General features: G+C 43.6%; 19 protein-coding genes and 1 pseudogene. 11 read left to right on the top strand and 9 right to left on the bottom strand.

Annotated elements, in window-relative coordinates; all coding sequences use genetic code 11:
- Nucleotides 1–41: 41 nt before the first annotated feature.
- Nucleotides 42–1,064, bottom strand: coding sequence for a YbjN domain-containing protein (locus B2866_RS09205; RefSeq protein WP_296193178.1), 1,023 nt, complete (start codon nt 1,062–1,064; stop codon nt 42–44).
- 70 nt (nt 1,065–1,134) lie between these two features.
- A complete protein-coding gene (locus B2866_RS09200; RefSeq protein WP_296193176.1) occupies nt 1,135–2,187 on the bottom strand; it encodes a hypothetical protein in 1,053 nt (350 codons plus the stop codon).
- 134 nt (nt 2,188–2,321) lie between these two features.
- On the opposite strand from B2866_RS09200, the gene ccmA reads away from it, so the two are divergent.
- The 5 genes from ccmA to ccmE all read left to right on the top strand — a co-directional run bounded on the left by ccmA (nt 2,322) and on the right by ccmE (nt 5,960).
- Entirely contained in the window at nt 2,322–2,951 is a 630-nt protein-coding gene (gene ccmA, locus B2866_RS09195; RefSeq protein WP_296193174.1) for a heme ABC exporter ATP-binding protein CcmA, read from the top strand.
- 184 nt (nt 2,952–3,135) lie between these two features.
- A complete protein-coding gene (locus tag B2866_RS09190) occupies nt 3,136–3,792 on the top strand; it encodes a heme exporter protein CcmB (protein WP_296193352.1) in 657 nt (218 codons plus the stop codon).
- A gap of 352 nt (nt 3,793–4,144) precedes the next feature.
- Entirely contained in the window at nt 4,145–4,933 is a 789-nt protein-coding gene (gene ccmC / locus B2866_RS09185; RefSeq protein ID WP_296193171.1) for a heme ABC transporter permease CcmC, read from the top strand.
- A gap of 50 nt (nt 4,934–4,983) precedes the next feature.
- The gene (gene ccmD, locus B2866_RS09180; RefSeq protein WP_296193167.1) at nt 4,984–5,205 is read left to right on the top strand and encodes a heme exporter protein CcmD; all 222 of its coding nucleotides are present in this window, start codon (nt 4,984–4,986) and stop codon (nt 5,203–5,205) included.
- 254 nt (nt 5,206–5,459) lie between these two features.
- On the top strand, nt 5,460–5,960 hold the full coding sequence (gene ccmE / locus B2866_RS09175) for a cytochrome c maturation protein CcmE (RefSeq protein ID WP_296193165.1): 501 nt from the start codon (nt 5,460–5,462) through the stop codon (nt 5,958–5,960).
- A 109-nt stretch (nt 5,961–6,069) separates the two neighbouring features.
- On the opposite strand, the gene B2866_RS09170 is transcribed toward ccmE, so the two are convergent.
- The 7 genes from B2866_RS09170 to B2866_RS09140 all read right to left on the bottom strand — a co-directional run bounded on the left by B2866_RS09170 (nt 6,070) and on the right by B2866_RS09140 (nt 14,666).
- Entirely contained in the window at nt 6,070–6,918 is an 849-nt protein-coding gene (locus tag B2866_RS09170) for an aldo/keto reductase (RefSeq protein ID WP_068403543.1), read from the bottom strand.
- Between the two features lie 378 nt (nt 6,919–7,296).
- Entirely contained in the window at nt 7,297–8,283 is a 987-nt protein-coding gene (locus B2866_RS09165; RefSeq protein WP_102076451.1) for a MetQ/NlpA family ABC transporter substrate-binding protein, read from the bottom strand.
- A 269-nt stretch (nt 8,284–8,552) separates the two neighbouring features.
- Nucleotides 8,553–9,239, bottom strand: a complete 687-nt coding sequence (locus tag B2866_RS09160) for a methionine ABC transporter permease (protein ID WP_068403538.1) — start codon at nt 9,237–9,239, stop codon at nt 8,553–8,555.
- A gap of 17 nt (nt 9,240–9,256) precedes the next feature.
- The gene (locus B2866_RS09155; protein WP_068403535.1) at nt 9,257–10,027 is read right to left on the bottom strand and encodes a methionine ABC transporter ATP-binding protein; all 771 of its coding nucleotides are present in this window, start codon (nt 10,025–10,027) and stop codon (nt 9,257–9,259) included.
- A 198-nt stretch (nt 10,028–10,225) separates the two neighbouring features.
- Entirely contained in the window at nt 10,226–12,373 is a 2,148-nt protein-coding gene (locus tag B2866_RS09150) for a sensor histidine kinase (RefSeq protein WP_296193154.1), read from the bottom strand.
- Between the two features lie 106 nt (nt 12,374–12,479).
- A complete protein-coding gene (locus B2866_RS09145; protein ID WP_068403530.1) occupies nt 12,480–13,202 on the bottom strand; it encodes a response regulator transcription factor in 723 nt (240 codons plus the stop codon).
- A 252-nt stretch (nt 13,203–13,454) separates the two neighbouring features.
- Nucleotides 13,455–14,666 (bottom strand): efflux RND transporter periplasmic adaptor subunit, encoded by a 1,212-nt coding sequence (locus B2866_RS09140; protein ID WP_296193149.1) that lies wholly within the window; start codon nt 14,664–14,666, stop codon nt 13,455–13,457.
- 948 nt (nt 14,667–15,614) lie between these two features.
- On the opposite strand from B2866_RS09140, the gene pilG reads away from it, so the two are divergent.
- From pilG to B2866_RS09110, 6 genes and pseudogenes are all read left to right on the top strand, one after another.
- A complete protein-coding gene (gene pilG, locus B2866_RS09135; RefSeq protein ID WP_045453505.1) occupies nt 15,615–15,992 on the top strand; it encodes a twitching motility response regulator PilG in 378 nt (125 codons plus the stop codon).
- A gap of 209 nt (nt 15,993–16,201) precedes the next feature.
- Nucleotides 16,202–16,564, top strand: coding sequence for a response regulator (locus B2866_RS09130; protein ID WP_200661781.1), 363 nt, complete (start codon nt 16,202–16,204; stop codon nt 16,562–16,564).
- 3 nt (nt 16,565–16,567) lie between these two features.
- Entirely contained in the window at nt 16,568–17,098 is a 531-nt protein-coding gene (locus B2866_RS09125) for a chemotaxis protein CheW (protein WP_200661782.1), read from the top strand.
- Between the two features lie 575 nt (nt 17,099–17,673).
- Nucleotides 17,674–18,678, top strand: a pseudogene (locus B2866_RS09120) (methyl-accepting chemotaxis protein); the annotation flags it as partial.
- 225 nt (nt 18,679–18,903) lie between these two features.
- Entirely contained in the window at nt 18,904–19,902 is a 999-nt protein-coding gene (locus B2866_RS09115; RefSeq protein ID WP_296193139.1) for a CheR family methyltransferase, read from the top strand.
- A 30-nt stretch (nt 19,903–19,932) separates the two neighbouring features.
- Nucleotides 19,933–26,910, top strand: a complete 6,978-nt coding sequence (locus B2866_RS09110) for an Hpt domain-containing protein (protein WP_296193136.1) — start codon at nt 19,933–19,935, stop codon at nt 26,908–26,910.
- Nucleotides 26,911–26,945: the final 35 nt, after the last annotated feature.

The following is a 26,945-nucleotide window of genomic DNA, read 5'->3' as shown; positions in this document are numbered from 1 at the left end:
AGAAAATGTAAGAGCGACAAATATCTCGCTTGCACAGTGGATTACTGAACAAACTGCGTGGGTAAGAAAAAGGTGCGCGCGTCCTCTTGCTGATGTAGCGCCATTAATAGCTCTTGCAGTTCTACCGCAGGATTTTGATTGTTGACCAACTCACTAAATATCTCATAAGTCACCGTGGTCATCGCGATGACACTTTGTAATAAGTGCTCAATGGTAGTGTCATCCATGCCGACTGCTTCGACATCGATGGCGTTTTTGTAGCGTATCTCGCCATCATTAATATCCATTTCAAGATTGCCAATCAGCATGTCGTAATTGATTTGGGTAATCAGTAACATCGCAGCGCTTTGATGGCTTTCAGGTATTAAGAACGGCAAAATACCATAGACAGCCAGTAGGTTGTTGTGTTCTTGCACGCGAAATAGGTAGCCGCAATCAAGCTTTTTATTACGCATCCTGAAAGACAAGTAGTGTGATTGCTGGCTGTCATTATTGTTATTATCGCTGCTACTGCTTTTCGGTCGATAATGGGTGTAATGCCATTGCTGCTCGTCGAAATACTGCTTAAGATAATTGACAATGGGAGTGTCATTGAGCGCATTTTGTTTCGCCATACTGTCAATGTCATTATCAAAATAAGCGTCAGTATCAGTATCAGTATCAGTATCAGTATCAGTATCAGTGCAGCTCTCTAACCGACTATCAAGATTGCTACTAAGGCTGCTATAAATAACCTCATCGAAACGGTTATCAACGCTGCGGTGTGCGTTGTGATTTAAATGAGGGTTTAAGTCAACGCTAGAGCCACTGACATCCGTATTCTCGTTGTTATTAACCTTAGGGTCTTTAGGAGAGTTTGCTATACCATTATCTTCATTACTATCACATTCATTTTCTAAAGAATAATCGTTGTTTTTATCCTGTTTTGTCAGACTTGAATCTGAACTCAAGTCCGAGTCCAAGTCGTTATCAATCTTCGTATCGTCAATAGCAACCTGTTCAGCTGATATACTAAGCAGCTGTTTGATTCTTTGCCATAAGCTGAATTTAGAAGATTGGCTCATAGATAATAGACTGACTAATAAAAGATGAAATTTAAAAACTAAATGATAAACCGTACGCTACAACAGTAGATTAATCAGTGCTCAATACCAATCCTGCTCTGATACTCGGTTGGTCATAAAACGCTTGCAGCATCTCTGTTATATGCGCCATAAACCATGAGCTTTCAAGGGCGTCCGTAATAACAGGCAGCAGGGCGGTACTCAATTGTATTATTGCCTGCTCATCGATGTGTAAACTTGCCGCGATAGTGGCCATGCTATCGGCTTGATGGTTGGTATACCAAGTGTCAACGCTCGCAGCCACAAGGCTGTGCAAGTAAGGCGATAGACGCAAACGGTTGTAGCTTTGTTGAATACTATTTTCAATATGCGCAATACTGCTATCGTTTGGCTCATCACGCAAATAGGTTTGGATTTCGCTAATCGGTTTCTCTTTAATACGCCCCCAACCGCTGACCAATAAGCGCGCAACCTCTTCATTGGATAAATGCGCTTGGGCGTTGGCTTCGGCTCGATGCGCTAAGTCTTTAATATTGCGGTGCAGGTAGGTCTGCAGTTTTTCATCAAGATTGCGATTGGTGGCTTTTTCAAACGAGCTGCGCCCAAGCTTCATGAGCTTACCAGCAGGGCCCGCTTTATCTAGTGTGGTTTCCATAAAGTCGTTGATAGCGTGATACAGCGTTTGGGTCAATAAATCAGCAAAGGTTTCATTGCCGATCAGCGTATGCATCAAGATATTACGCTGCTCTTCATGACTGCCGACGTAGCTGGCTAGAATCTCAACTTGGCTGTCATCGACCAGTTCTGATAGAGGTACATTATCGTTAACCGGATGATAAATAATAGTGTGCAAAATATCGCGAATATCACGTCGTACCACCTCGCTTAGTGGCTGCTTGAGAAACCAGTCATTAATAAGGTGTTGTAAATCATCGCTGCTGATGTATTTACCCATTGGCTGTTCGCCAAACCACTTCCAAGCCTGCATTGATAGCGGCTGGGCTTGCGCATGCAGCCATTGCTGCATAAACGCCACTTGCGCCTCGATTAAGCTGTCGAGTGTTAGGTTGGTACTCGTGACACTTTGAGTGTCTAAATTTTGGCTATCTTTTGAAGTCTGCATAGGTTTTGAGGTCATAGTAATCGACAATTTGTTATACTGTGGGGTTGAAGTAAGCATAAAGTATTATGCCACGAACATCAGCTGTGTTTGTGATGAATATTGCCTGCTGCTTAATAAATAAATGAGAGGTTTGGATGACGGCTCTGAATACAGCTTTACTTGCGCTTGATAGGCTAACGGTTCAGCGCGGTGAGATTCCTTTATGTGAAGGCGTGACGCTCAATCTTGCTACGGGTAGCATTTGTCATTTGGTCGGTGCTAATGGTACTGGCAAAACGACGCTACTGATGCAATTAGCTGGATTATTGCCCGTGTTAAGCGGTGAGGTTATTTATCAAGGGATAGCAAGCTTGCCCGTGCAGCCTTTATACGTGTCGCACCAGTTGGGTATTCATCCAAACCTGACCGTCGCCCAAAACCTAACGTTTTTGCTTAATTTATATGGCATTAGCCCTAGTAGCGCCGATATTGATGACGCCCTTACGTGGGTAGGATTACAAGGGTTTGAGACCATCAGCTCAAGCCATTTATCTGCGGGTCAGACGCGGCGCATTACCCTGGCGCGCTTGTATTTATTAACGCCTGACGTCACCCCTCTATGGCTACTTGATGAGCCCTTTACCGCGCTTGATGTCGATATGGTGGCCCGCATGGAAGATAGGTTGCGCGAATTCGCTACGGCTGGCGGTGCGATATTAATGACCAGTCATCAAGCGGTTGGCGTTGCCAATCAAGTGCTCGATTTGTCCGATTATATGGTGTAAATATTATAAATATAACTGCCATAAGCATCAACCTAACTGCAACAAGCGTCAATATAAGTGCGACAAGCATTAGTGGAAGAGCCAATAAATGATAGACACAGACAGTGCAGTAAAAACCGTGAATACAAGCTCGAATGCTAACATCTCAAATGCTAATACAGCTGCTGTGCGCGCTATCAGTTTTATGCAGCTTTGGCGCCGCGAATGGCAGGTGAAGCAGCAAGGAGCGGTACAGTGGTTATATCCTTTGGTACTGTTTTTAGTGATTATCACCTTGTTTCCGCTAGCGGTTGGCAGCGAGCCTGCTTTATTACAACGCCTTGGGGTATCGGCAGTGTGGATTGCAGCATTACTGTCACTGGTGATGGGTGTCGATGGCTTGTTTAAACCTGCCCTTGATAATGGCACCTTGGCGCAACTGGTCGTCGCCAAAGCGTCGCTGCCTTTATGGGTGCTGATTCGTTTGGTCATCCATTGGATTTTTAGTAGCGGTATCGTGGCAGCATTAAGTTTGCTCGCCGTGCCATTATTTCAGCTAAGCTGGTTTGAGGCATGGATATTGATGGCGTCTATTATTACTGGTAGTCCGATGCTGCTCATGCTGTCAGCAGTCGCCAGTAGTTTGACGTTATCACTAAAAAACGGCGCGGTGCTGGTACCTTTGATTGCCTTACCGATGCAGTTGCCGGTATTGATTTTTGCTACTGGTGCGGTTGATTTATTTGCCACAGGTCTCAACGGCTTGCCGATTTTAGCGTTATTATTAGCAGGTAGCATCATTTCGATACTGGTGATGCCATGGGTGATTGCAATGACGTTAAAAATGGCATGGTTAAATTAACAATTAATGTTGGCATGTTATATTCAGGTCAATATTAAAAAGAGGCAGCGGGGCTGGGATAAATTTTTCGTCGCCTCTGTCGGCGTAGGCACAGCAAGCAAGAAAAATTTGCACCAGTCACGCGGCATAGTATTGTCTATCCTTTTCATTTAGTATCGACTATATACCTTTTCTGATGAAAGCCCTTTATCTTAACAGCATGATGAAAACTGGCAACTTTGCTATAATAGGCTATTCAACAAATAATCACGTGTAGATTCTATCCAGCGTTCAACGCCAGCAAGTTAGCGGGTAGTCGTATGAATCATGCGTTTTACTCGATAACTACTAGCTGCGTAATAGGTTTATTCCCATGCCCAACCTGAATAATGTCTCATCTCCTAGCCTGTGGCAACGCATTTGGCAGGTCTTTTTGACCACTGTGGGTACCAAGCAGTTTTTTCGTATCTTTGCGCCTTGGGTTAAGTGGCTCGCGATATTAGCCGGTCTCTGTCTGCTCATCGGTAGCGTTTGGGGCTTGGCATTTGCGCCGCCGGATTATCTGCAAGGTAATAGCTATCGCATTATTTTCATCCATGTACCCGCTGCCAGTCTCGCTATCTCTATTTATTTTGCCTTAGCGGTACTTGGTGTCATTTATCTGGTATGGAAAATTAAGACCGCAAGCCTTGTAGCTCAGGCACTAGCGCCGATGGGCTTTTTGCTTTGTGTGATTAGCTTATTGACCGGTTCTATTTGGGCAAAACCGACGTGGGGGACGTATTGGGTTTGGGATGCACGCTTGACGTCTATGCTCATTTTAGCGTTTTTATATGCTGGGGTAATGGCGTTGTTTGCCGCCTTTGAACATACCGCCAATCGCGGTAAAGCGGCCGCTATTTTGTCTATCGTTGGCGCGGTGAATTTGCCTATTATTAAGTACTCAGTGCAGTGGTGGAATACCTTGCACCAAGGTTCAACCTTTACGCTGACTGCGGCACCAAAAATGTCGGCGGATATGTGGCTGCCTTTGCTACTGATGATTATTGGTAGTTATTTACTGGTCGCCTCATTGGCCATTTATCGGACCAATACCCTGATTTTATATCGAGACCAAGGCAAAGCGTGGGTCAAAGAATACGTTCGTGATCGCAGTAAATAGGCCCATAAAACATCACCATAAACCAAGCAAATAACGGCTAGGGAAATAAAATGCAGCCTTACTTTTATAGCGTCTCTGAGTTTATTGCCATGGGTGAGCATGGCGCTTTTGTCTGGTCATGCTGGGCAATTACGGTCGGCGTGATGCTGATTTTTATTATTTATAGTCGCCGTCAACGCCAAGCGCTTATCAAGCAGCTATCCATTCAGCAAGCGCGTCAAGCACAGCGCGCTGCTAAGACCCCCAATCCTGCCACCAAACAGTCCTCTTAACAATTCTCCTTAAACAGTCCTTTTTAATATCAAATTTTTAGCTTAGCAAACAATAATGCCTTACTGGTGAATATATGACCTCATCAGTTGCGAGGGGGCTTATTGATTTGGGCAAAAAATGCTACCATATAGGTATTAGAAAAGTACGGTTAGACGGGCTTGTTATCAAGTCAGTCTAATAGGAATTTCTTTAATATTTTCTGTTTTGCAGACGAGTGGTTTGTAAAACAGCGACTCATCAATGAGGTAGTGGTATGAACGCAGTTCGTCGCAAAAAACTGATGTGGGTTATGTTTACGCTTGCAGGGGCGGCGATTGCCGTGGTATTGGTGATTTACGCCATTGGGCAACAGACCGATTACTACTTTGACGCCACCGCCATTGCGCAAGGTGAAGCGCCGCAGGACAAGCGAATCCGCGCTGGCGGTATGGTCGTTGCCGGTAGTGTCCAACGTGCGCCAGACGACCCGTTAAGCGTGGAGTTTGCGATCACCGACTTTGAATCAACCGTACCCGTGACGTATCAAGGCATCTTGCCAGATTTATTCGCTGAAAACTCAGGCGTAGTGGCAACAGGTAAAATGCAAGGCGATACCTTTGTTGCAGCCGAAGTATTGGCTAAGCATGATGAAAACTATATGCCGCCAGAAGTGGCCAAATCGATGAAAGAAAACAATCGCAATGGCGCAGTGCCTTCTTCTGAGCAATATAATCCTGCCGAAAAAGTGCATAAGACCGATACTTTGCAGCAGTAATAGCGCTGACAATATAAATATTAATAGTATCGTAAAAAGTATTAAACATAAAAAAGCCAGTGACCTTGATCACTGGCTTTTTTGTTAGTATTCACATAAGTATGGCTTATCAATCATCCCATTCTGGTGAATAATCTGGATGCTTGATTTTACGGCCATCGCTACGCGCTAAGCTACCGATTTTCTCAAGCTCATCCGCACTGAGCGTTACCTTGACAGCATCTAAGTTGCCTTGTAAATGGTCGGGGTTAGAGGTTTTTGGAATGGCAATACGTGCCTTATCAGATAAAATCCACGCTAGTGAAACTTGCGCTGGTGTAATCCCATGCTTATCAGCAATGTCTTTAATGATTTCATTATCAAACACATCACCACGAGCAAGCGGCGAGTAAGCTTCTAATAAAATATGGTGATTGTTTAAAAAAGTCTGCAGGGTGTTTTGCTTAATAAAGGGATGAAACTCAACCTGATTAACCGCAATCGGCACATCAGCATATTTTTTAGCCTCGATAATATTGGCGATATTAAAGTTAGATACCCCAATATTACGAGTCAGCCCTTGTTTTTGTAGCTCGCAAAGCGCTGGCATCGTTTCAGACAAAGGCACCCGATCATCAGGCCAATGCAGCAGCAGTAAATCAACATAATCAGTATCTAAGTTTTCTAGCGAGCGCTTGGCCGCAGCGATAAGTTTTTCTGGTTCAAACTTCATGTCATCAGGAAATATTTTCGTCGTTAAAAAGAACTTATCACGCGCGACGCCTGATTGCTTAATGCCTTTTCCCACCTCGACTTCATTATCATAAGCTTGGGCAGTATCAATATGCTCATAGCCCATTTGTAGCCCCTGGCTGACCACATCGATACAGTCTTGTCCCGTTGATTGCCATGTACCCAGTCCGAGTACCGGAATGTTCGCTTGTCCAGCGGTGCGAATATTATAAGTTTTAGCACGCATATTATTATCCTTGTTTTTTTGTGATTTATTAATGGTTCTTATCGTTATTAATAGAGAATTTGAGCAGACATATAAATTTCTTAGATTTTATTAAGCGTCGATTTTTATTAAATCAAAGCTTATATTAAGGCACATTCTCTATTAGGCTTAGCCACTATAAAAAGAAAATAGGCTAAGTGAAAGAGCAGGTGACGCTTTCCTACAAACCACAAACAGGCTGTAACGTCATTGCGAGTCGTTGATTGTACCCATTCAATAAAATTTAAGAGCAAAAAAGCCCACTATTCAAAATAATGGGCTTTTTCAAATTAAGGCAATTTTAACTGTAAAAACGTTTTATTTATCCGAATTAATCGTTTTTACAATGGTTAATATTAACTATTGAGCAGCAGCTTCGGTAACTGGTGCAGTATCTGTTGTAGTAGCAGCGGTTGCAGGGGCTGTAGCAGTGTTCTCACCCCAGATTTTTGGGTATTTGTAGCCTGGGAAGCTATCATGAGCATACTTTTTAAAGGCGTCTGAGTTATAAGCGTTGGTCACGTCTTTGACCCATTTTTTGTCTTTATCCGCAGTTTTGATGGCAGACCAGTTGACATAAGCGAAGCTTGGCTCTTGAAATAGCGCTTCAGTTAGCTTAATACCCGCATCGGTCGCGTAGTTGCCATTGATAACAGCAAAGTCTACTTCATCACGCGCACGTGGCAGCTGGGCTGCTTCTAGCTCAACGATTTTGATGTCGTATTTGCTATTATCAGCGATATCAGCTTTTGAGGCGGTCAGTGGATCGATATTGTCTTTTAGCGTAATCCAGCCAAGCTCATCCATCATGACCAATGCACGAGCAAAGTTACTTGGGTCATTAGGCGCAGAAACGCTCATGCCTTTGTAGGCTTCGTCAAGCTTGGTCTTTTTACCAGTATAGATGCCAAGTGGCGCAGTAGGCACTTGGAAAACTTCAACCAAATCAAGATTGTTCTCTTTTTTAAAGGTATCAAGATAAGGCTTATGCTGGAAGACATTGATGTCTAAATCGCCATCAGCTAAAGCAATGTTTGGACGTACATAATCAGTAAAGGTGACCAGCTCAACTTCATAGCCTTGCGCTTCTAACGAGCTTTTTACTTGGTTACGAACCATATCAGCAAAATCGCCTTCAGTGGTACCGATCACAATCTTGCTATGTTCAGGATCGATATCGTTGCCCGCTGCCGTTTCTGTCGTCGTTGATTCAGTAGCACCTTCAGTGACTGGCTCTTTACTAGCTTCTGGCGCTGATGAGTTGTTGCAACCGACCAATACAAGGCCTGATACGCCAACGGTGGCCAATGCGGTCGCGAGTTGACGGCTGATATCTGTTAATTTCATGAAACTTCCTTAATAAGGGGGAGGGAATAGGGATTAAATGTCAACAGTAAAAATCCGCATTAAAAAAGCAACATTATGAATAGTAATGCTGCTAAGTTAAAGGCTGTTAAGATAGTATCAAAATTAAAGGGAATCAGTTACAAAGTCAAGCATTTGCTTAGGATGAATCGGCATTAAACCTTGAGTATTATTCATATTAAACAGTCTTTGCCTCTCAAAATAAAAGGTGAAATCACCATAATAGAGAGGGTGAAGTCTAAGTTTTTGCCTTAACGTTTATCCAAACGGGTGGCGATCCAATTACCAGACGCCTGAATACCGATAACCATAATCGATAGCATCACGACGATAAAGACCATCACCTCAGTTTGATAACGATAGTAACCATAACGAATGGCCAAATCGCCCAAACCGCCACCACCAATCATACCTGCCGCCGCCGAAAACGACAGTAAGCTGATACATAAAATGGTCACAGACAACACCAAACCCGAGCGTGCTTCATTGAGCAATACTTTGATGATGGTCAAGGGGCGGGCGCCCATCGATTCCGTTGCTTCAATAATGCCGCGTGGTACTTCGCGCAGATTTTGCTCGACCAGACGCGCAAAGTAAAAGGAACCGGCAATCGCCAGTACTAGTGATGCAGCAATCGGTCCAATACCAGTACCAACGATGGCTTTGGTAAAAGGACTCATGGCAATCATCAAAATCACAAACGGGAAGGCGCGCATAAAGTTGGTGATCGCACCAAGGACACCATACAAGGTTTTATTTTGCAAAAACTGCCGATCACTGGATAAAAACAAGAATACCCCAAACAGACCGCCGATGACGATGGCGACCGTCGTTGAGATACCTAGCATAATAAAGGTATCTACAAACGCCTGCAAAATTTCTTTACGTAGCGCAAGCAGCTTGTCCAATGAGGCGGATAATTCAGCACCAGTTAACATGTCTATTCTCCTGCCTCTTAATCTTCATGAACCAAGCCTTTACCAATCGGGGTCGTGGCCTGAATCAGACCGTCGCGGATATCGGCAACCTCGAGCAACTGCCCTTGATGTAACAACGCGGCGCGGTCGCATAGCCTACGAATGACGCTCATCTCATGGGTGACGATGACAATGGTGACGCCAAGCTGCTCATTAATATCACGCAGACAAGTCAATAAGCTGCGCGTGGTTGAAGGATCAAGCGCACTGGTCGGCTCATCAGCCAATAATACTTTTGGGCTCGGCGCGATCGCACGGGCGATACCAACACGCTGTTTTTGTCCGCCTGATAGCTGCGCAGGATAGTGCCCAGCACGGTCGGTCAAATCGACGATTTCTAAGCAGTCCATCACCCGCTTATAAATATCGGCGCGCGGATAACCTGCCACCGTTAAGTTAAAGGCGACATTATCATAGACAGTACGATTGGACATCAGGTTAAACTGCTGAAAAATCATACCGATATTGTGGCGAGCGATACGTAAATCACTGGCCGATAAGGTGGTCAAATCGGTACCATCTATGATGACTTGACCGGAATCTGGGCGCTCAAGTAAATTAATTAGGCGCAATAAGGTAGACTTACCCGCGCCCGAATAACCCATTAAACCAAAGATTTCGCCTTGTTTTACCGTTAAAGATGTCGGCTCAACCGCAGTAAACCAATGTGGCTTGCCGTCTTTATCTTTTATAGACCGGTCGCTTAAAAAGCTTTTGGTCACATCGTTTAAGACAATCATGTCACTCATGGAATGCTCAAAATTTAATAAATATTTTAATGGCTATGAAGCGGTTGCAGGCTCTTTTGCGTATTTGTGCGCAAATTAAAATCAACCTTCAATAACCCTATAATAAGGGGCGCTAATATAGCATATTATGCAGCGTTTTGGATATGGACATCCATGATTAACGGATAATCTTGGCTGTAGCTTGGTTAGCTGATGAGATTAGTGACGGCTGTCATGCTGATAATGAGGGTCGTGCTTAACGGGTAATACCACTAAAAATCGCGTATGACCATTGATGGTATCTGTAATGATACGGCCTTGGTGCGCCGTTACTATTTGAGCAACCAACGACAAGCCAAGCCCTGAGCCTTTGTTTTTTTGCTGTAAGCGTACAAAGGGGCTAAAGACTTCTTCGCGTTTATTTTCGGGGATACCTTCGCCTTCATCAATCACCGCCAGCACCGCAAATTTCGGTAGCGGGCGTGTTGGCTCAGCTTTCGGTTTTTTGAGATGCTTACTAAATATGCCCTCTTTGCGGGTAGCGTTTGACGTGTCGCCGTTCTCTTTATTACCGTTGTCTTTATTATGGTCTTTAGAGACACTTTTAGCGTCATCCTTCTCAGTACTAACGCTTTTATCCGCTTCTTCTCCCTCTTTATTGATAGCTTTATCGTTGATATCGCCAATGGAGGTATCTTGTTGTTTAGGAACCGCCCGCCAAATAACTTTTTTAATTTTTTCTGTCAAATCGGTGGTAAAGCGCTGATAGGTAAGTAATAACGACGGCTCAACAAAGGTTTTTATCTCAGTGGTGCTATTTAGGTCATTGTTTAGCTCATTAGATGAGTCAACAGTTTTTGCCATCGATGAATTATCAGTATCTGTGCTGTTATCACTATTCGTGTTGCCATCAATCTCAGCGTCCGCAGTGATACTTTCACCATTTTTATAAATCACTGGCGCAGGTAGTAACGCTGCGGCCGATGCTTCTTCCGTCGACGTTAAGGTTGAGGTGCCTTTATTATCTCTAGTAACAATATTATCGTTAGTAATTGTGGCGTCAGCATTTTGCTGGGCGTTTTGATCAGTTTCAAGCGCATGGTTGCTATCAGGCGCTTCTTCATCATAAGAATCAAAATCTGAGCTGTTATAATCGATAAAACTGCTGCAAAGTATGGTTTGCAAAAGATAATCGGGAATAGCGTCAGCTTCATCCAGCGTTTGCACGCCGTAAAGTAATACCGTAACAGGCGGCTTGCCGTGCAGCATAGCATTAGTCAATAGGTTACGTATTAAATGAGTCAGCATCGATGATTGACCATCGATAACGATATGCTCGCCAATCAAGGTTGCTTCAGGATAATGCTGGCGCTCTTGGTTTACTAAGTCATATAAGTCTAAATGCTCAACTTGTTGTAACGCGTGTCCAGCATCTAAACGACTGACCAGCAAAATACTCTCGACCAAGTCGTTTAATCCAGACAAATCGCGATTGATGGCTTGGGCGCGCTTATCAAATTTTTCTTTGGTATCGCTCGGCAATGCTCCTGCCAGCATATCCATCATCTCAATCTGTAAACGGATACGGGTGATAGGGGTGCGCAGCTCGTGCGAAGCGTGTGCCAATAGAAGATTATTGGCATTGATTAAGTGTTCAATTTTTTGTGCCGCTTGGTTAAAGCCACGAGCAAGCGATGCAATCTCATCATTACCACGCGCATTGACCCGCACTGTAAAGTCGCCATCGCCCAATTGCGCCATTTGTTGGCTCATCTGATTGATACGCCAAGTAATGGTACGGGCAATCCACCAAAGCACCCCTGCCATGATAAGCAGCAGCAGTAAGGTACCGGTAAATAAGTTTAAGGCGGCAGAGAGGACAGGTTTTTTAGGCGGCAAGCGTGATTCGTATAATAGCGTATAACCGGTGCTACTATAAACTTGGGCTTGCTTGGTTGGAGAGGTTTCGGCAAATGAGGGAAAGACGCGCGCCAATAGCGAGGGCGGCGCAGGTAATTCTAACGGCAAATCACTGTTGTCACTTTGCATGAGCAAATGACCTTCATTGTCATATAGCCCCATTTTTGCTTGCAATGATTCATCAAAAATGTCAAAGCTCTTTTTGACCACCGCTAGCATAAAGCGCGCTTGTAAACGGTTGTCCTTGCTAACGGCAATATTTAACTCATGCAAAAATGGGTCTATTTGGCCCAAAATTTGTGTGGCTAATATCTCCGAGCGAATACCAGCGTCTTTGTCATGTACCAACTGGGTCAATAACACCATCGCTACCGCAAATAAGATAAGTGCCAGCATCACACTGGCAAATAGTTTGGCAAATACGGAACGAAAACCCAGTTGTTGCATTAAATCATCTCTATTATCAAACGCTTATAACCATTTTATTCACGTTATTTTAATAACTTTATTGCAATACGGGCTTAGTTTAATAGCGTTTGATTGCATGTGCTAACTATACCTGATCGGTGGCGAACTGATAACCCACACCGCGTACGGTAATGATACGTTTTGGCTGGCGCGGATTGTCTTCGATTAAAGCACGCAGACGCGAAATATGCACGTCAATGGCGCGATCAATGTTATCCGAACTGTCATCGTTTGGCATCGCTTGCCATAATTGCTCACGGTTTAATACTTTGCCCGAGTGGGTAGCAAAATAATGCAGCAGCTGAAACTGATGCGTCGTCAAGCGCACAGGTTGGTCATCGATAGTGACTTCATGACTGTCAGGAAAAACGCTTAAACGACCAAAGGTTAAGCTGTCTGACTGGCTGTCAGCTTGATTTGGCTGCTCATGACGACGAATGACGGCACGAATACGCGCGAGTAATTCGCGTGGCTCAAATGGTTTGGCAATATAATCATCGGCGCCCATCTCTAGACCTAATACACGGTCTGTAGTATCGCCTTTTGCCGTTAGCATGATAATCGGCACTTTATTGGTCATGTTGTTTTTGTTGCCACGTATCTTCTGACAAACCTGCATGCCATCCATATCAGGCAACATCAAATCTAGCACCACCAAATCAATATCGCGCTCTTTAGCGTCCAACAAGTCTAAGCCTTCTTGACCCAGCCCTGCATGATGTACATCATAATAGTTCATGGTCAGATAATCGCTGATTAACTCGGCTAAATCTGGATCATCTTCGATTAGTAAAATCTGCTTGCTCATAATTTTTCCTCTAGTTGTTGTTATAGTTTATGCAAAATGCTTTTTTAAAGTATTGCTACCAAGTGTTCTTCTACAAATTCTATCTTTATAAATTTGCTTTTATAAATAAGCACGCCCTTAGTTTCCAATAGCCTCAGTTTTAGATAAAGGCTTAATCGTTGCTATTTTACGCTATATTGCCTAATCAGGATGTTATTAAACAAGACATGCTTTGTTAATGTTTCTACACAATGTAACTACTGGCTCTGGACATTATGAAACCACCGCCTTTTTGCCTTCAGATTCCACCGGTAAATTCGCCAAACAAATCAAACTGTCATTGGTAATACCGGCAATTAAATACTGCTTAGTCAAAGGGTCATACTCGATGACTTCGACAGGTTGGCGCGTCAAGCGCTGATCTTGTTTGATAATCCAGACATTGGCACGCAAAGGACGCAGCGGCTTATAAGGCGGTTTGTGCAGCACCGTCAGGTCGACATTGTGCAGCGCGCGCTTAGGAACAATGGTTCCAACTTCTATTTGTCCGTAGTCAACGCGCCCAGTCACCTGCATATCAGGTCTTATTTGGTTGCGACTGACTTCATTATCAACCACATTGACATACACCAACAGCTGCTTTGGTAGCTCAGTAACTGTCAGCTTACTGACTTGACCGGTAAATTTATCAATCAAGCCTTCCGCCGTGAAGTTAACCGTTTGTCCAACGGAGATTTGTGATTTGGCTTCAATCGGTAAGCTTGCGCTAAAATGCAGCGCCGTCCCATCACTAAGCTTTAGTAGTGGCTGACGCGGTGCGATCTCTTGACCGCTTTTGAGGTATAGCTTTTCGATGCGGCCTGCAAAGCTTGCTCGTACTGTTATCAAGTTATTCACCGTTTTCGTATTTGTAGAAGTTTGATTATCGTTTAAGTCGTGACGGCTTGTATTAGCAAGATTTTCTTTCTTATCCTCATCGGCCTTTTCTGCACTGGGTTTTATCGTATTGATGTTATTAGTAGCAATATCATCTGGCGTCTCTTCAGTATGATTAATGGCAGATGCTTTGGATTCAGTGGCCGCACCTTTATTATCGACTACTTCACCTTTTACCTCTAAAGAAGTTGTTGTTTTATTAGTGGCTGGTTCAAACGACTCTGTTGATTCAATAGGCGCTGCTTGACGTCGAACGGTGAATAACGGTGCGCCTTTTTCGACCCGTTGATTTTTTTTCACCAACACCTGCTCCACCGTTAGTGCTTGGGTAGCAATTAGGTTTACCTGTTTGATAGGTTCAATCTGACCTTCTAAACCAAGGCTCGGCTGATAACGGGTTGGTTTGACGCTTAGGATATGATCAGAGGTCATCGTAATGCTATCAGCACGTATGAGCAGGGGCGTGTCAAAGGCCTCGCTATTTTCAGCTGTGACAGGTTCTGAGGTAGGCGGGGAGGGCTGGCAGGCGATAAGCAGCGCCGTGCTCAAAAGACAAGCGCTCTTTTTTAATGGGCTAAAAGCTAAAAGTATGGTACTTGAAAATTTAGCACTGAAACGCCTTAAATTTATAAAACCTGTCATACCGATCACCCTTGTCAACGAATTTTTATTATATAGGGAATTTTGATGGGGTGAAATGATTACTGTTATCTACTGATTTCGAGCGGCGAATTTCAGCCTATCTATGTATCACGCGATAGATAACGCGTAAAAACAAATAGTTAGTGATCATCATAGTTAATAAGGGAAATTCGGCCAGAGTGCTGAATTTACCAATATTTATTTGAACATAAATTCATTAAATGACTGGAAATGCGCTCATAACTGTGCTAAAACGAACATAATAAAATATATTGATACATTTTTATGACAAAAGAAAATTATTCGGTAAGGTGTGCGCTACTTCTATATAATGTCCAAAATATAACCGTTTTAAAGATTGTGCAGGTTCCCATTTAAAAGGGCTTATTTTAAAAGAGTTTATGTTGAAATTGCTGTTTTAAAGGAATTATTTCCTGCTTAATCATTCCACGTTGCTTTTAGCGCCATTTTAACAACGATTATAAGGGTAATTGGGAAGCGGAAGAATTGAAAAATAAGCATTTGCAGTTATGACTGGATGGTACGTTTGCGCAAGCTAGTATGGCTATCATAAAGCATCAAAAAAACTTAAAATGTCGCGCAAATGGCTAAGATAATTGGCCCTAAAGTGCGTATAGTGACGGATGATAACGCGCTATTATCAATGCTTAGCGAATAGGCAGTTACTTTGCGTAAAAACTTAGCTATTTTTTTATACGACAAACGCTAATGGCTTAATTGAGATAACGGCTTATTTTCTTGTATTCGTCGCCTCGCTTGCATTAGTATCTTAGTGTGATCGTTCATATTCATAAATAGCACCCCGAATAAATAGTCGTTTATAGGACAGAGATAATGGAAAATAATTTTGATGGTTTAAAAGTGATGGTAATCGATGACTCAAAAACCATTCGCCGTACCGCAGAAACTTTATTGCAAAAAGCGGGTTGTGAAGTCGTCACCGCCATTGACGGTTTTGATGCTTTAGCGAAGATTGTTGATAATAATCCAGATATCATTTTTGTAGATATCATGATGCCACGTTTAGATGGTTATCAGACTTGTGCCTTGATAAAAAATAATCCAGATTATGCGAGCAAACCGGTGATTATGCTGTCATCGAAAGATGGTTTGTTTGATAAAGCTCGCGGCCGCATTGTTGGTTCTGATGAGTATCTGACCAAACCATTTAGTAAAGATGAGCTTTTTGAGGCGATTAACCAATATCGTTAAATAATCAGTAACGTCAATAGTAGCGCGTCAAAAACCTGCTATAAAAAATAGATTATAAGCTCGGTTATTTAGGTTAACAGTGAGTGCTTGCTGCTTAATTTTTATCTTGATGTAAATCATATTGGCATTCAATCAATGCGATTTATTTTTAATCGGTTTGTTTTAACAATATATCCTAATGGATATCATCGAAAATAAAGGAAACACCTATGACTACTGTTTTAGTCATTGACGACTCGCCATCTGAGATGGCGAAATTTCGCGACATGCTTTCTAAAAATAACTTTCAAGTATTAGAAGCGAGCAATGGAGAGCAGGGCTGTCAGATGGCAGCCGACCATCTACCAGACGTCATCTTGATGGACGTGGTGATGCCTGAGATGAATGGTTTTCAGGCAACCCGCAAAATTACGCGCGGTAAAACGACTGCTCATATCCCTATTATTATGATCAGTACCAAAAATCAAGAAACAGATAGAGTATGGGGCAAGCGTCAAGGCGCTAAAGAATATATCACCAAACCGATTGATGAAAGTGGTTTGGTCCAGATAATTCGTAAAGTAATGGGGTAGCTTGTGGCATCCAGAGGATTTATTGAGCTGCTGCGTATAGCAGACTTAGCACGCGCGCGTAAAAGTGGTCGCCGCGGCGGCAAGGAGTTTGATTGGCAAGGCGTGGTATTTGAAATTGGTGGTCAACGTTTGGTGGCGCCAATGGGTCAAGTATCAGAAGTATTGTCCATGCCAGAATATACCAGCTTACCTTTAGTAAAGCCTTGGATGCTGGGCATCGCTAACATCCGCGGGCGCTTGTTGCCGTTAACCGATTTGTCACGGTTTTTACAAGTACCTAGCCGATTGACGCAAATGAGCCAGCGTAAGGTCATTGTGATAGATCACGATAATGTATTTTCAGGGCTACTGGTCGATCAGGTGCTGGGTATTGAGCAGTTTACGCAAGATCAATATCGGGCAGAAGCGCTTGACTCTAGCTCGCCGTTTGCGCCTTATAATCATGGTAAGTTTGTCAAAGATGAGCAAGATTGGTATGTGTTTATGCCAAGCTTACTGGCACAGGATTTGCAATATACCGATGCTGCCATCTAGTCATTTTTAATGATTAACGATGTTTACTAAATATCTATTTTTAGTAAATACCTAAACTTTAACAAACAAGTCGGTTATCAAACGGGGTGTTTGTTAATGCAAGAAAAGAACAAAGGCTGACATGGTTTGATGAGATGTCAGCATTTATACAGGCTTTGTGAATCACTGTTGTTTTGATGACAATATGATTTCAGAGTCAGTCACGATACGACTTTGACGATTGTTTGAAAGGAATAGGCACGATGAGTGATGTTATAAACAACCCTGTAGCTGGTACGAATAAAACAACGACAGATGCTAATAGTAAATGGAAGCTGTTACTAGGGCTTTGCGCTTTAGTGAGCGTGGCCTGTCTGTTTTGGCTGGTCAATTCATTGTCGTCGGTCAGTCAATATTTAACCAATTTTAATCAATCGGTCATCTTACCAGTGATTGTTTTTGTGATAGGTGTGCTTGGCATTTTATTTGCTTTATACCAGTTACTCAAACAACGTGGCGGCTCCGAACGTTTATTGATTGAAAAAGAAACCTTACGCCGTCGTCAAGAAGCAGAAGCGGAGTCTGAGCGCGCGCGCCAAATTCAAGAAGAGAACGAGCGTAACCAGATTGCAATTTTGCGTCTACTAGATGAGTTAGGCGATTTGGCAGATGGTGACTTGACAGTAAACGCAACGGTATCGGAAGATTTTACCGGTGCGATTGCTGACTCTGTTAACTTCGCAATTGACCAATTACGCCAATTGGTACTGGTTATTAACAGTACTGCTGAGCGTGTCTCGCAGTCCTCAGAGCAAACGCAGATGAATGCAGTTGAGCTTGCTGAAGCCTCAGAGCACCAAGCACAAGAAATTGCTGGAGTATCTGCGGCGATTAATGAGATGACGGTCTCGATTGACCAAGTTTCAAATAACGCTTCAGAATCGGCGACGGTTGCACAGCGTTCGGTTGCCATTGCTTATAACGGCGCGGAAGTTGTACAGCGCTCGATAGAAGGTATGAACGTAATTCGCGATCAGATTCAAGAAACCTCAAAACGTATCAAACGCTTGGGCGAGTCTTCGCAAGAGATTGGTGATATCGTTGGTCTGATTAACGATATTGCTGACCAAACCAACGTTCTGGCATTGAACGCCGCAATTCAGGCATCAATGGCAGGGGAAGCAGGTCGAGGCTTTGCGGTTGTTGCTGATGAGGTTCAGCGTCTCGCTGAGCGTTCAGCCAATGCAACCAAACAGATTGAAACGCTGGTAAAAACCATTCAGGCCGATACCAGTGAAGCGGTTATGTCGATGGAATCAACAACTTCTGAAGTAGTACGTGGTGCCCGTTTGGCAAAAGATGCGGGTGAAGCACTAGAAGAGGTACAAACGGTTTCTAATACCTTGGCGGACCTGATTCAAAACATCTCTAACGCCGCGCTACAACAGGCCGAGTCTGCAGGTCATATCTCGCATACCATGAATATTATTCAAGACATTACCTCACAAACCTCGTCTGGTTCGATGGCGACAGCGCGCTCTATTGGTGAGCTGAGCGAAATGGCGGCGGCACTGCAAGAGTCGGTCACAGGCTTTAAGATCTCTAATGATGACGAGCAGTTGGAGCAAGAGCTTAGCGAAGATGAGTATTCAGAGGTTGATGAAAACGTCTCGGCGAGCATGTAATGTAAGTAAGCACTACTTGGTAATTAATTATGAGCGATATAATCTCTAGTTATCAGTTTATGATTGTGATATTGAAATATTAACCAACCGGTTGCGCTACTCGTTGTTTTCTGTTGAACAACACTATTAATAGCAGGTCACGTGAATAATCATACTCAAAAAGACAGTCTGATGATAAATAAAGCTGACGCTTTGGCAGTTGAGGCTTTATGGGATGATGTTGCTTTTGATACTGAGCAATGGCAGCGCTATATAGAACAAGAGATTGGTTTTATATTGCCAAATGTTCAACGTAAATGGTTGGTCAACGCCGTCAGTCAAACGGCACTGGCCTGTGGTTTGAGCATCATACAATTATGGAATCAGTTGCCGATTAATCATGAGCTGCGCCAGCAATTGTTAGATAAAGTGCTCATTCATGAAAGTCGCTTTTTTCGCCATTTGCCCTCTATAGAGTTTATCACTGATTACGCCTTGCAGTGGCAACGAGAGCAGCTAATCGCTGCTAGTACTAGCTGCTATGCTAATGATAGCAGCGCTAGTATTGATGCCAGCAATCCTGATGATTCATTCCGTATCTGGAGCGTCGGCTGTGCCAGTGGGCAAGAAACTTGGTCGCTGGCCATGAGTTTGGCCGCAAAGCAGCTGACTAATTACCGTATATTAGGGACTGACGTCAGTCAGCAAGCTTTAAAAAAAGCACGTTTAGGTCAGTATGATAAAAAACAACGGGCTTTAATTCCGCAGGATTGCCAGCAATTTATTCAACCATTACGGCCAGCAAGTATCGTTGAAGAATTACGTTTTCTGCCTGTGTCTATGCAAAAAAATACAGAGAAAAACGCTCGGGCCCACTGGCAGGTGATGCCAACGCTAAAACAGCATGTACGCTTTGCTTTACACAACATTATCGATAAAAAACCGCCGACGCCGCATTTACAACAAGTCATTGTCTGCCAAAATATGCTGCTTTATTTTCGTAAGTTTGATCAGCGCGATATATTAGCGCGGCTATCAGAGCAGTGCGCAGTAGGCGGTTATATTATATTGGCTCCAGGTGAGGCGTTATTTTGGCGTCCTTCAAACATGCGCCGTATTGCACACCCACAGATTAACGCCTGGCAAAAAACCAGTGCTTAAATTAGCGCCTAGACGAGTTAGGATATATCTATGAAAAACCAGCCCAACGACATGGTGACACTTGAGTGGTTATTGCCACTGTTTGATCAGCAATTATCACAGATAGCTGATGGCTGGCAATTGGGTAAAAAAAGCGCTGATTATGAGCAGATGGCACAGAGCTATCATCAGATTGGTGGCGCTTTGACCATGATTAACTTGCCGATATTGGCTAGTTTAGCCACTAAGCTCAGCTTACTTGCAGGGGCAGAAATAGACAATTTCGGTGCTGATGCCAGCCGTATTGGTCAAGTAGGGCATCGACTGCTTACACGTGAGCTGGTTTACTACGCGCGTACGGGCAATTTCCATAGAGCTTTTATAAATAAAACATCAGCTGAGCTTACCCAATTCTTAGCACGTTATGATATAGCGACTGATCACCTTGTAGACGCTGCTTTAGACTCTAAAGAGGACAGTCTTGCTAGCATTGCCACTAACGATATTATTGATATTGCGCTACCCGTCAGTACGGCAATGGTCAGTTTAGACCAGGCGCAGTATCAGCAGTTGCTATTGGTTTGGCGTCAACAAGTGCAAGCGTTACTTGCTGCTGACACCAATGACGCTTCTATACTGGCGATTTTAGAGAAAGTCGGTCAATACTTATGGCAAACCGCCGCAGATGCCGATTTGCAGCGTCTTTGGTATTTGACTGAAGCTTGGCTACATGACCTTGCCCATAATGAAACGCCGCGACCTAAGTATTACGCTGCGCTATTGAGTCAGTTAGATGCGTTAATAGAGTCGAGTAGCCATCAAAAAGCGCTATCGCCGAGTATTATCAACGAGCTGGTAGCAAATATTTATATCGAAATCAGTAGCTTTGCCAAACAGAGTGATAGCACGCAAGCTATGCTGCAAAGCATAGCGCCAAAAGAGGTCGAAACACGCTTTTTACCGCGTATTTTAAGTGATATTGATACACTTGTTTTTAGCCTTGATAAACCGCAAACCCTAATTAAACCACTACAACAAATCAGCAATCAGCTAGAAAGTCGTGGTTGGACATTGTTTGCCTCGCAAGCAACATCTATCCTAGCAGATATAGAACGTGACTTAATTGCTCAAACTGGAGTGGTAGAAGAGCAATCACAACAGCAGTGGCAAATTGAGCAGCGTCTTCAAGAATTATACAATGCTATCTACAATACCGAACAAATTATCTTAAGTAAAATAGGAAGCGCAGCTTCTTTTATACCTGCGGCTGACGTCATTACTCATGATGACATGGATAGCGTGCAAGTAGAAAGTAGCCACCAAATTAAGACGGACGATAAAGAGCTGCGCGAGCTGCGTATTGCGGTTGAAGACGTTAAGCAAGGCTTTAGTGATTATATTCAGCGCCAAGACCTAGTCCTATTACCAGACGCTGTAGATTTTTCTAACATTGGCGAAGCTTTTGACAGTATGAGCCTGTCATCTATCCGCCAAGCGACCGATAAAATGGCAAATATATTCGATCAGTTAACCACTCATGATGTTGCCGTACTGAGCTGGGATGTCACCGAGGCCTTAGCCGAAGGTTTAACCTCTATCGAATTGCTGCTCGACTATCTTGCGCAGCAGGTCTTCGATCAGCTTTTATTGACCAAAGCTCACGAATATATCGACAAGGCGGCGACACTACTTAGTGGCTATATAGCTGCGCCTGAAACCGTTAATGATACCTTTTTAACGCAAAAGCAAGCGACAAATGATGTACTGCGCTACGATGATAGTGGCGAGATTGCGCCTATTACTGCTGCTAATGAAGACATTGATTCAACCGATAACACATACCATAGCGATAAAAAGCAAAGCGCCGCTTTATTAAATGCTCGTAGTGAGCTTAAGCCCGATAACTTTGATGTGGATGAAGATATTCGCGAGATATTTATCGAAGAGGTTGAAGAGGTTGTTGCCGATTTAAAGGATTTTTTACCCATTTGGCAGCAAGATGCGCAAGATTTAACGCCATTAACTGAAGTGCGCAGAGGCTTTCATACCTTAAAAGGGTCAGGGCGTATGGTTGGTGCTTTTAGTATCAGTGAGATGGCGTGGTCTATTGAAAACCTACTCAACCGTCTATTGGACAAAACCCTACCAGTGACCGATGAGGTCGTGGTACTCGTCACAGAAACCACTAAACGTCTACCAGCGATGTTGGCGGATTTTGCAGCACAGAACCCACCAAGTTTTGATCCAGCCATTACTATTTTGCAAAGCAGTAACTTAATAAGTCAGCAGCCTATCAATACAGGTTTAGAGACATTTGATGGTAATTTCTTTACAGGTAAGGTTGAAAAAAATAATGCGGTACTAGATGAGGGTGCGCAATCGACAGATGAGCGACTCTTAAATATCGAACAAGTTGATACTCTAGACATAAAGGACTCTGTTAGCAACTTTGACGAAGTCTTTGAAGTAAAAACAGACTTTTCAGCCTCATTAACGGATTTAGAGATACCAGACGTATTAATCCCATTTATGGCAGCGGCGCAGTCGCTACCGACAGATGCTAACGATGCTGATCCTGATATCAAAGAGATATTTATAGAAGAAGCCAATGAAGTTCTAGAAGAAATTGTGCCCTTATACGAGCATTGGCAGCTTACTCCTGATAACTTAAGCCAGTTAGCTGATATTCGTCGCGGTTTCCATACTCTAAAAGGCTCGGGTCGTATGGTTGGTGCTAATTATAGCGCCGAGTTAGCCTGGTCGATAGAAAATATGCTCAACCGTATTTTAGATAATACAGTTGTAGCGTCTGCAGACATACAGCAGCTTATTGGTGATGTGTTAGCGGCTTATCCAACGCTGTTAACTACCTTTGAAAATGACAGTCAAGATTATCCTGCACTTGTACCGTTATGGGTGGCTTGTGCTCAGGCTTATAGTAAGCAGTTGGGTGGTGAATTCAGCTACCGCACGCTACATGATCAACTATTTGATGATTCTGAGCAACAGCAGGACATAAGCACAGCGCAATATTCTGATGTTAAAAATACAGATCAAGAACGTGCTGATGACACTGCTTATGACATTGCCGAAAGTAACAGTAGCATTGATAGTACGCTGCGAACCATTCATTCGGTAAATGAAAAAATGGCCGAAACCCCCATCGTGTTGACGCCTCAAAGCGAAGAGGAACAAGCCTTTTTCGATATTTTTGTTGAAGAGGCCGAAGAGCTGTTAGAGAGCGTTAAAGATTTTGTCTTTGATCACCAAGACGAGCCTTATGTCGCCGTGAGTGATGAAATTGTTCGCGCTTTTCATACCCTAAGAGCAGCGTCTGGCGCTAGTGCTTTAACGGCAATCAGTGAGGTTGGCACGACGATAGAGCAAAGTTTGGAGCTTTTGCAGCAACAGGACACGCCGATGAATGCTCAGCATTTAAAAGCGCTCGCTCAGTCTGTGACGCTGATTGAAGGCTATCTAGCTAATTATAAACGAGACGTTCAGGAGCAAGAGGTTTCGTTAGAAGAGGCGCAAAGTCAGCGAGATATTGCTTCTTTACAAGCTATGCTTGGTGAGCAGTACGCCGTTAGCGATGACGAAGACTCAGCCGATGATAGACCAACGATAAGCCAATTATTAGAGGATAATATCAATGAGCTACTAGATGCAGAATGGCAGTTAGAAGCGGTCTTTAATAATGCAGAGCAAGAACAGATTCAAAGTTATATAGCAAAGCAAATCTCACAGATAAAGCATCTAGCCAGCAAAGCACAAGATGTACCAAAGTTTGCTTTAATTCTTAGCGAATTGGAAAATGCTTATACTTATTTAAGTCATCATCCTGAAAAACCCCGTGATACTGATATCCAAGCCGCTTTACTTGCAGGTCATGGTCAGCTAGTTGGTTTATTTGATGCTTTAGCGGGTAGCACCTCATTGAAAATTGATGGGCAGGTTATTGAGCAGCTAAAAAATATTGCTCAAAGTGACGATATCAATAGCAATGCAGAAGCAGGTACTGCAGGACATACTGATATTGATAAAGAGGCTGAAGAAGAGGCTAAGGGCACAGTGCAAAGTGTTGCTGCACCTGAGCTTGCACTTGAAACCATCGATACCGATATTGAGCTATTAGAAATCTTTTTAGAAGAAGCGCAAGAGCTTGATGATGCGCTCCATGATAGCTTTAGTAAATGGCGTGCTGATATCAGCAATATCAATACCTTAAAGGTTTTACAGCGCCACTTGCATACCATCAAAGGTGGTGCGCGTATGGCAGGCATACGCAGTATTGGCGATTTGACCCATGAAGCGGAGAGCATTTATGAGGCGTTCGTTGAAGCAAGACGTACGCCAACGGCGCAGTGGCTTGAAATTATGCAAGTCGTGCAAGATACTTTGTCGTTGCAAGTGGCGCATATTGTCCGCTATCAGCAATCATTTTTTACGCCTGAACTGATCGAGCAGCTGCAGCAGTTTGAAAAAGCAGCAGCGTTACCAAAAGACGTTGAGCTTATTGTACCAATGCCGCAACATCAGGCTGCTGCAGAACCGCAAATCAGCGCCGATGAATACACCCATCGTATCGATAAAACGGCAGATTTCTTAAGTTTAGATAGAATTATTAAACAATCTTGGGCGAACGGCTTACCTGACCCAGATATTTTAGAGGTGTTTTTAGAAGAAGCAGAGGCGCTGACCAACCGCAATGAATATCTCCAAGCATTCTTAAGTGATGCCGGTGATACGGTTGCATTGCAAGCCCTACAGCGCGACTTACACACCCTAAAAGGTGGCGCGCGTATGGTGACCGCAAGTGGTATCGCTGACCTTGCCCATGAAATGGAATCCGTTTATACCGATTTTATTGATCGTCGCCGACCTGCTACCAAAAAAGTCTTAGAGCTACTAGTAGCCTGTCACGATTGGCTGGCAGATGCGGTATTTATTCTCTCGCAACAGGTGAACCCACCAACGCCAGACTTATTAATTGAGGCGCTGCAGCAATTTAGTAAAAACCCTGATAGCTTAAAGCACATACCAAAAGAGTCTTTGCAACCGCAGCGTGATGCTATTTTACTGGCGAAAGAAAAACAAGAATCTACCTATATTCAAAAAGATATCAGTGAGATGCCGCCGATGGTGGCTGATACGACTGAGCAAGAACAGAACGCCAGTAGCAACGAGATGATTCGTATCTCAGGTGGTCTGATTGAGCATATGATTAATCTATCAGGTGAATCAGCGATCAACCGTGCGCGTATCGATATGGGTATGAGTAGCTTGACCACTAGTATTGAAGAGATGGGAACGACTGTACAACGTCTAGCGGATCAGTTGCGCCGGATGGAGATTGAGCTTGAGGCGCAGATTTTATCGCAGATTGATGATGAGTTGGTCAATCATGAAGGCTTTGACCCTCTAGAGATGGACCAGTATTCTTCGCTAAACCAACTTTCGAAATCCTTGACCGAGTCGGCCTCGGATTTGGTTGATATTAATCATACCTTACTTGAAAAAATGCGTGATAGCGAAAGTCTATTGCTACAATTATCGCGGACACAAACTGAGCTACAAGACGGCTTGATGAATTCGCGGATGGTACCCTTTACCCGTCTAACGCCAAGGCTTGAGCGTATCGTGCGCCAAACGGCTAATGAGCTGAACAAATCGGTTGATTTAAAGATTATCAATGCTGATGACGAAATGGATAGAACCATTTTGGAGCGCATTACCTCACCGCTTGAGCATATGTTACGTAACGCGGTCGATCACGGAATTGAAACGGTTGCAACGCGCTTAGAAGCTGGTAAAGAGCGTAATGGACAAATTACTTTAGAAGTCCTGCGTGAAGGTAGTGAAATCATTATCCAGTTAACTGATGATGGACGCGGCATTGATGTAGAAGCAGTACGCAATAAAGCCATTTCTCAAGGTTTAATTGACGCCGAAGACAGCAGTTTAAGCGACCTTGATATCATGCAGTACATCTTTAATGCTGGCTTAAGTACCAGTAAGCAAGTGACGCAAATATCAGGTCGCGGTGTCGGTATGGACGTCGTAATTAGTGAGATTCGTCAGTTAGGCGGCTCGGTATCAGTGGTGTCAGAGCTTGGTAAAGGCTCGCGCTTTACCATGCGTGTGCCGCTCACGGTTGCCGTGTCTGATGCGTTGGTGGTTCGCGCCGCAGACCGCTATTATGCGATACCGCTGGTGCAGATTGAGCGCGTCGTACGTATCAGTCCAGAAAGAATTTATGACTATTATCAATCGGGCGCAGCGACGCTTAACTTTGAAGATAACGATTATCGCGTGCGTTATTTAAATGAGATTTTATCAGGTAATAAACTCAATGAACTGGTCGTCAATACCAACACCAGCGTGCCACTGATTATTATCAAAAACCGCAGTGGACAAAACATGGCCCTACAGGTTGATCAAATCGCAGGGTCTCGTATTGAGGTCGTGGTAAAACCTTTAGGCCAACAGTTCTCAAATTTATCGGGTATCTCAGCAGCAACCATCATGGGTGATGGCTCGGTAATGCTTATTCTTGATCTTATTGCACTGATGCGAAATGCCGCTTTAGGCAGAGAATTCGCAAAACCTGCTATCAGTGTTCGTAGCAGTACAGAATCTAAAACCACCATTTTGGTTGTCGATGATTCAGTCACGGTACGAAAAGTGACCTCACGTTTCTTGGAGCGTCAAGGTTTCAATGTGGTCCTTGCCAAAGATGGTATCGATGCGCTTGAGATTTTACAAGAAACCACGCCAGACTTGATGTTACTCGATATTGAAATGCCGCGTATGGACGGTTTTGAAGTTGCGTCGCAAGTTCGCCATAACCGACGTTTGCAACAGCTGCCTATTATTATGATTACCTCACGTACCGGTGAAAAGCATCGCGAGCGCGCTTTTGAGATTGGGGTCAATGACTACATGGGCAAACCTTTCCAAGAAAACCAGCTTCTTAATAAAATCCAAGGATTATTGGGTATAGAGGCTAGCTTAGTCAATGAAGGATAATGTCCATGCCTTAATGCTAAGGAATAAGCATAAAA

Source organism: Psychrobacter sp. UBA3483 (assembly GCF_002377905.1).
In the GTDB taxonomy this organism is placed as follows: Bacteria; Pseudomonadota; Gammaproteobacteria; order Pseudomonadales; family Moraxellaceae; genus Psychrobacter.
The sequence above is the reverse complement of the archived record's forward strand: the minus strand, read 5'-3'. Positions and strand labels throughout refer to the sequence as shown.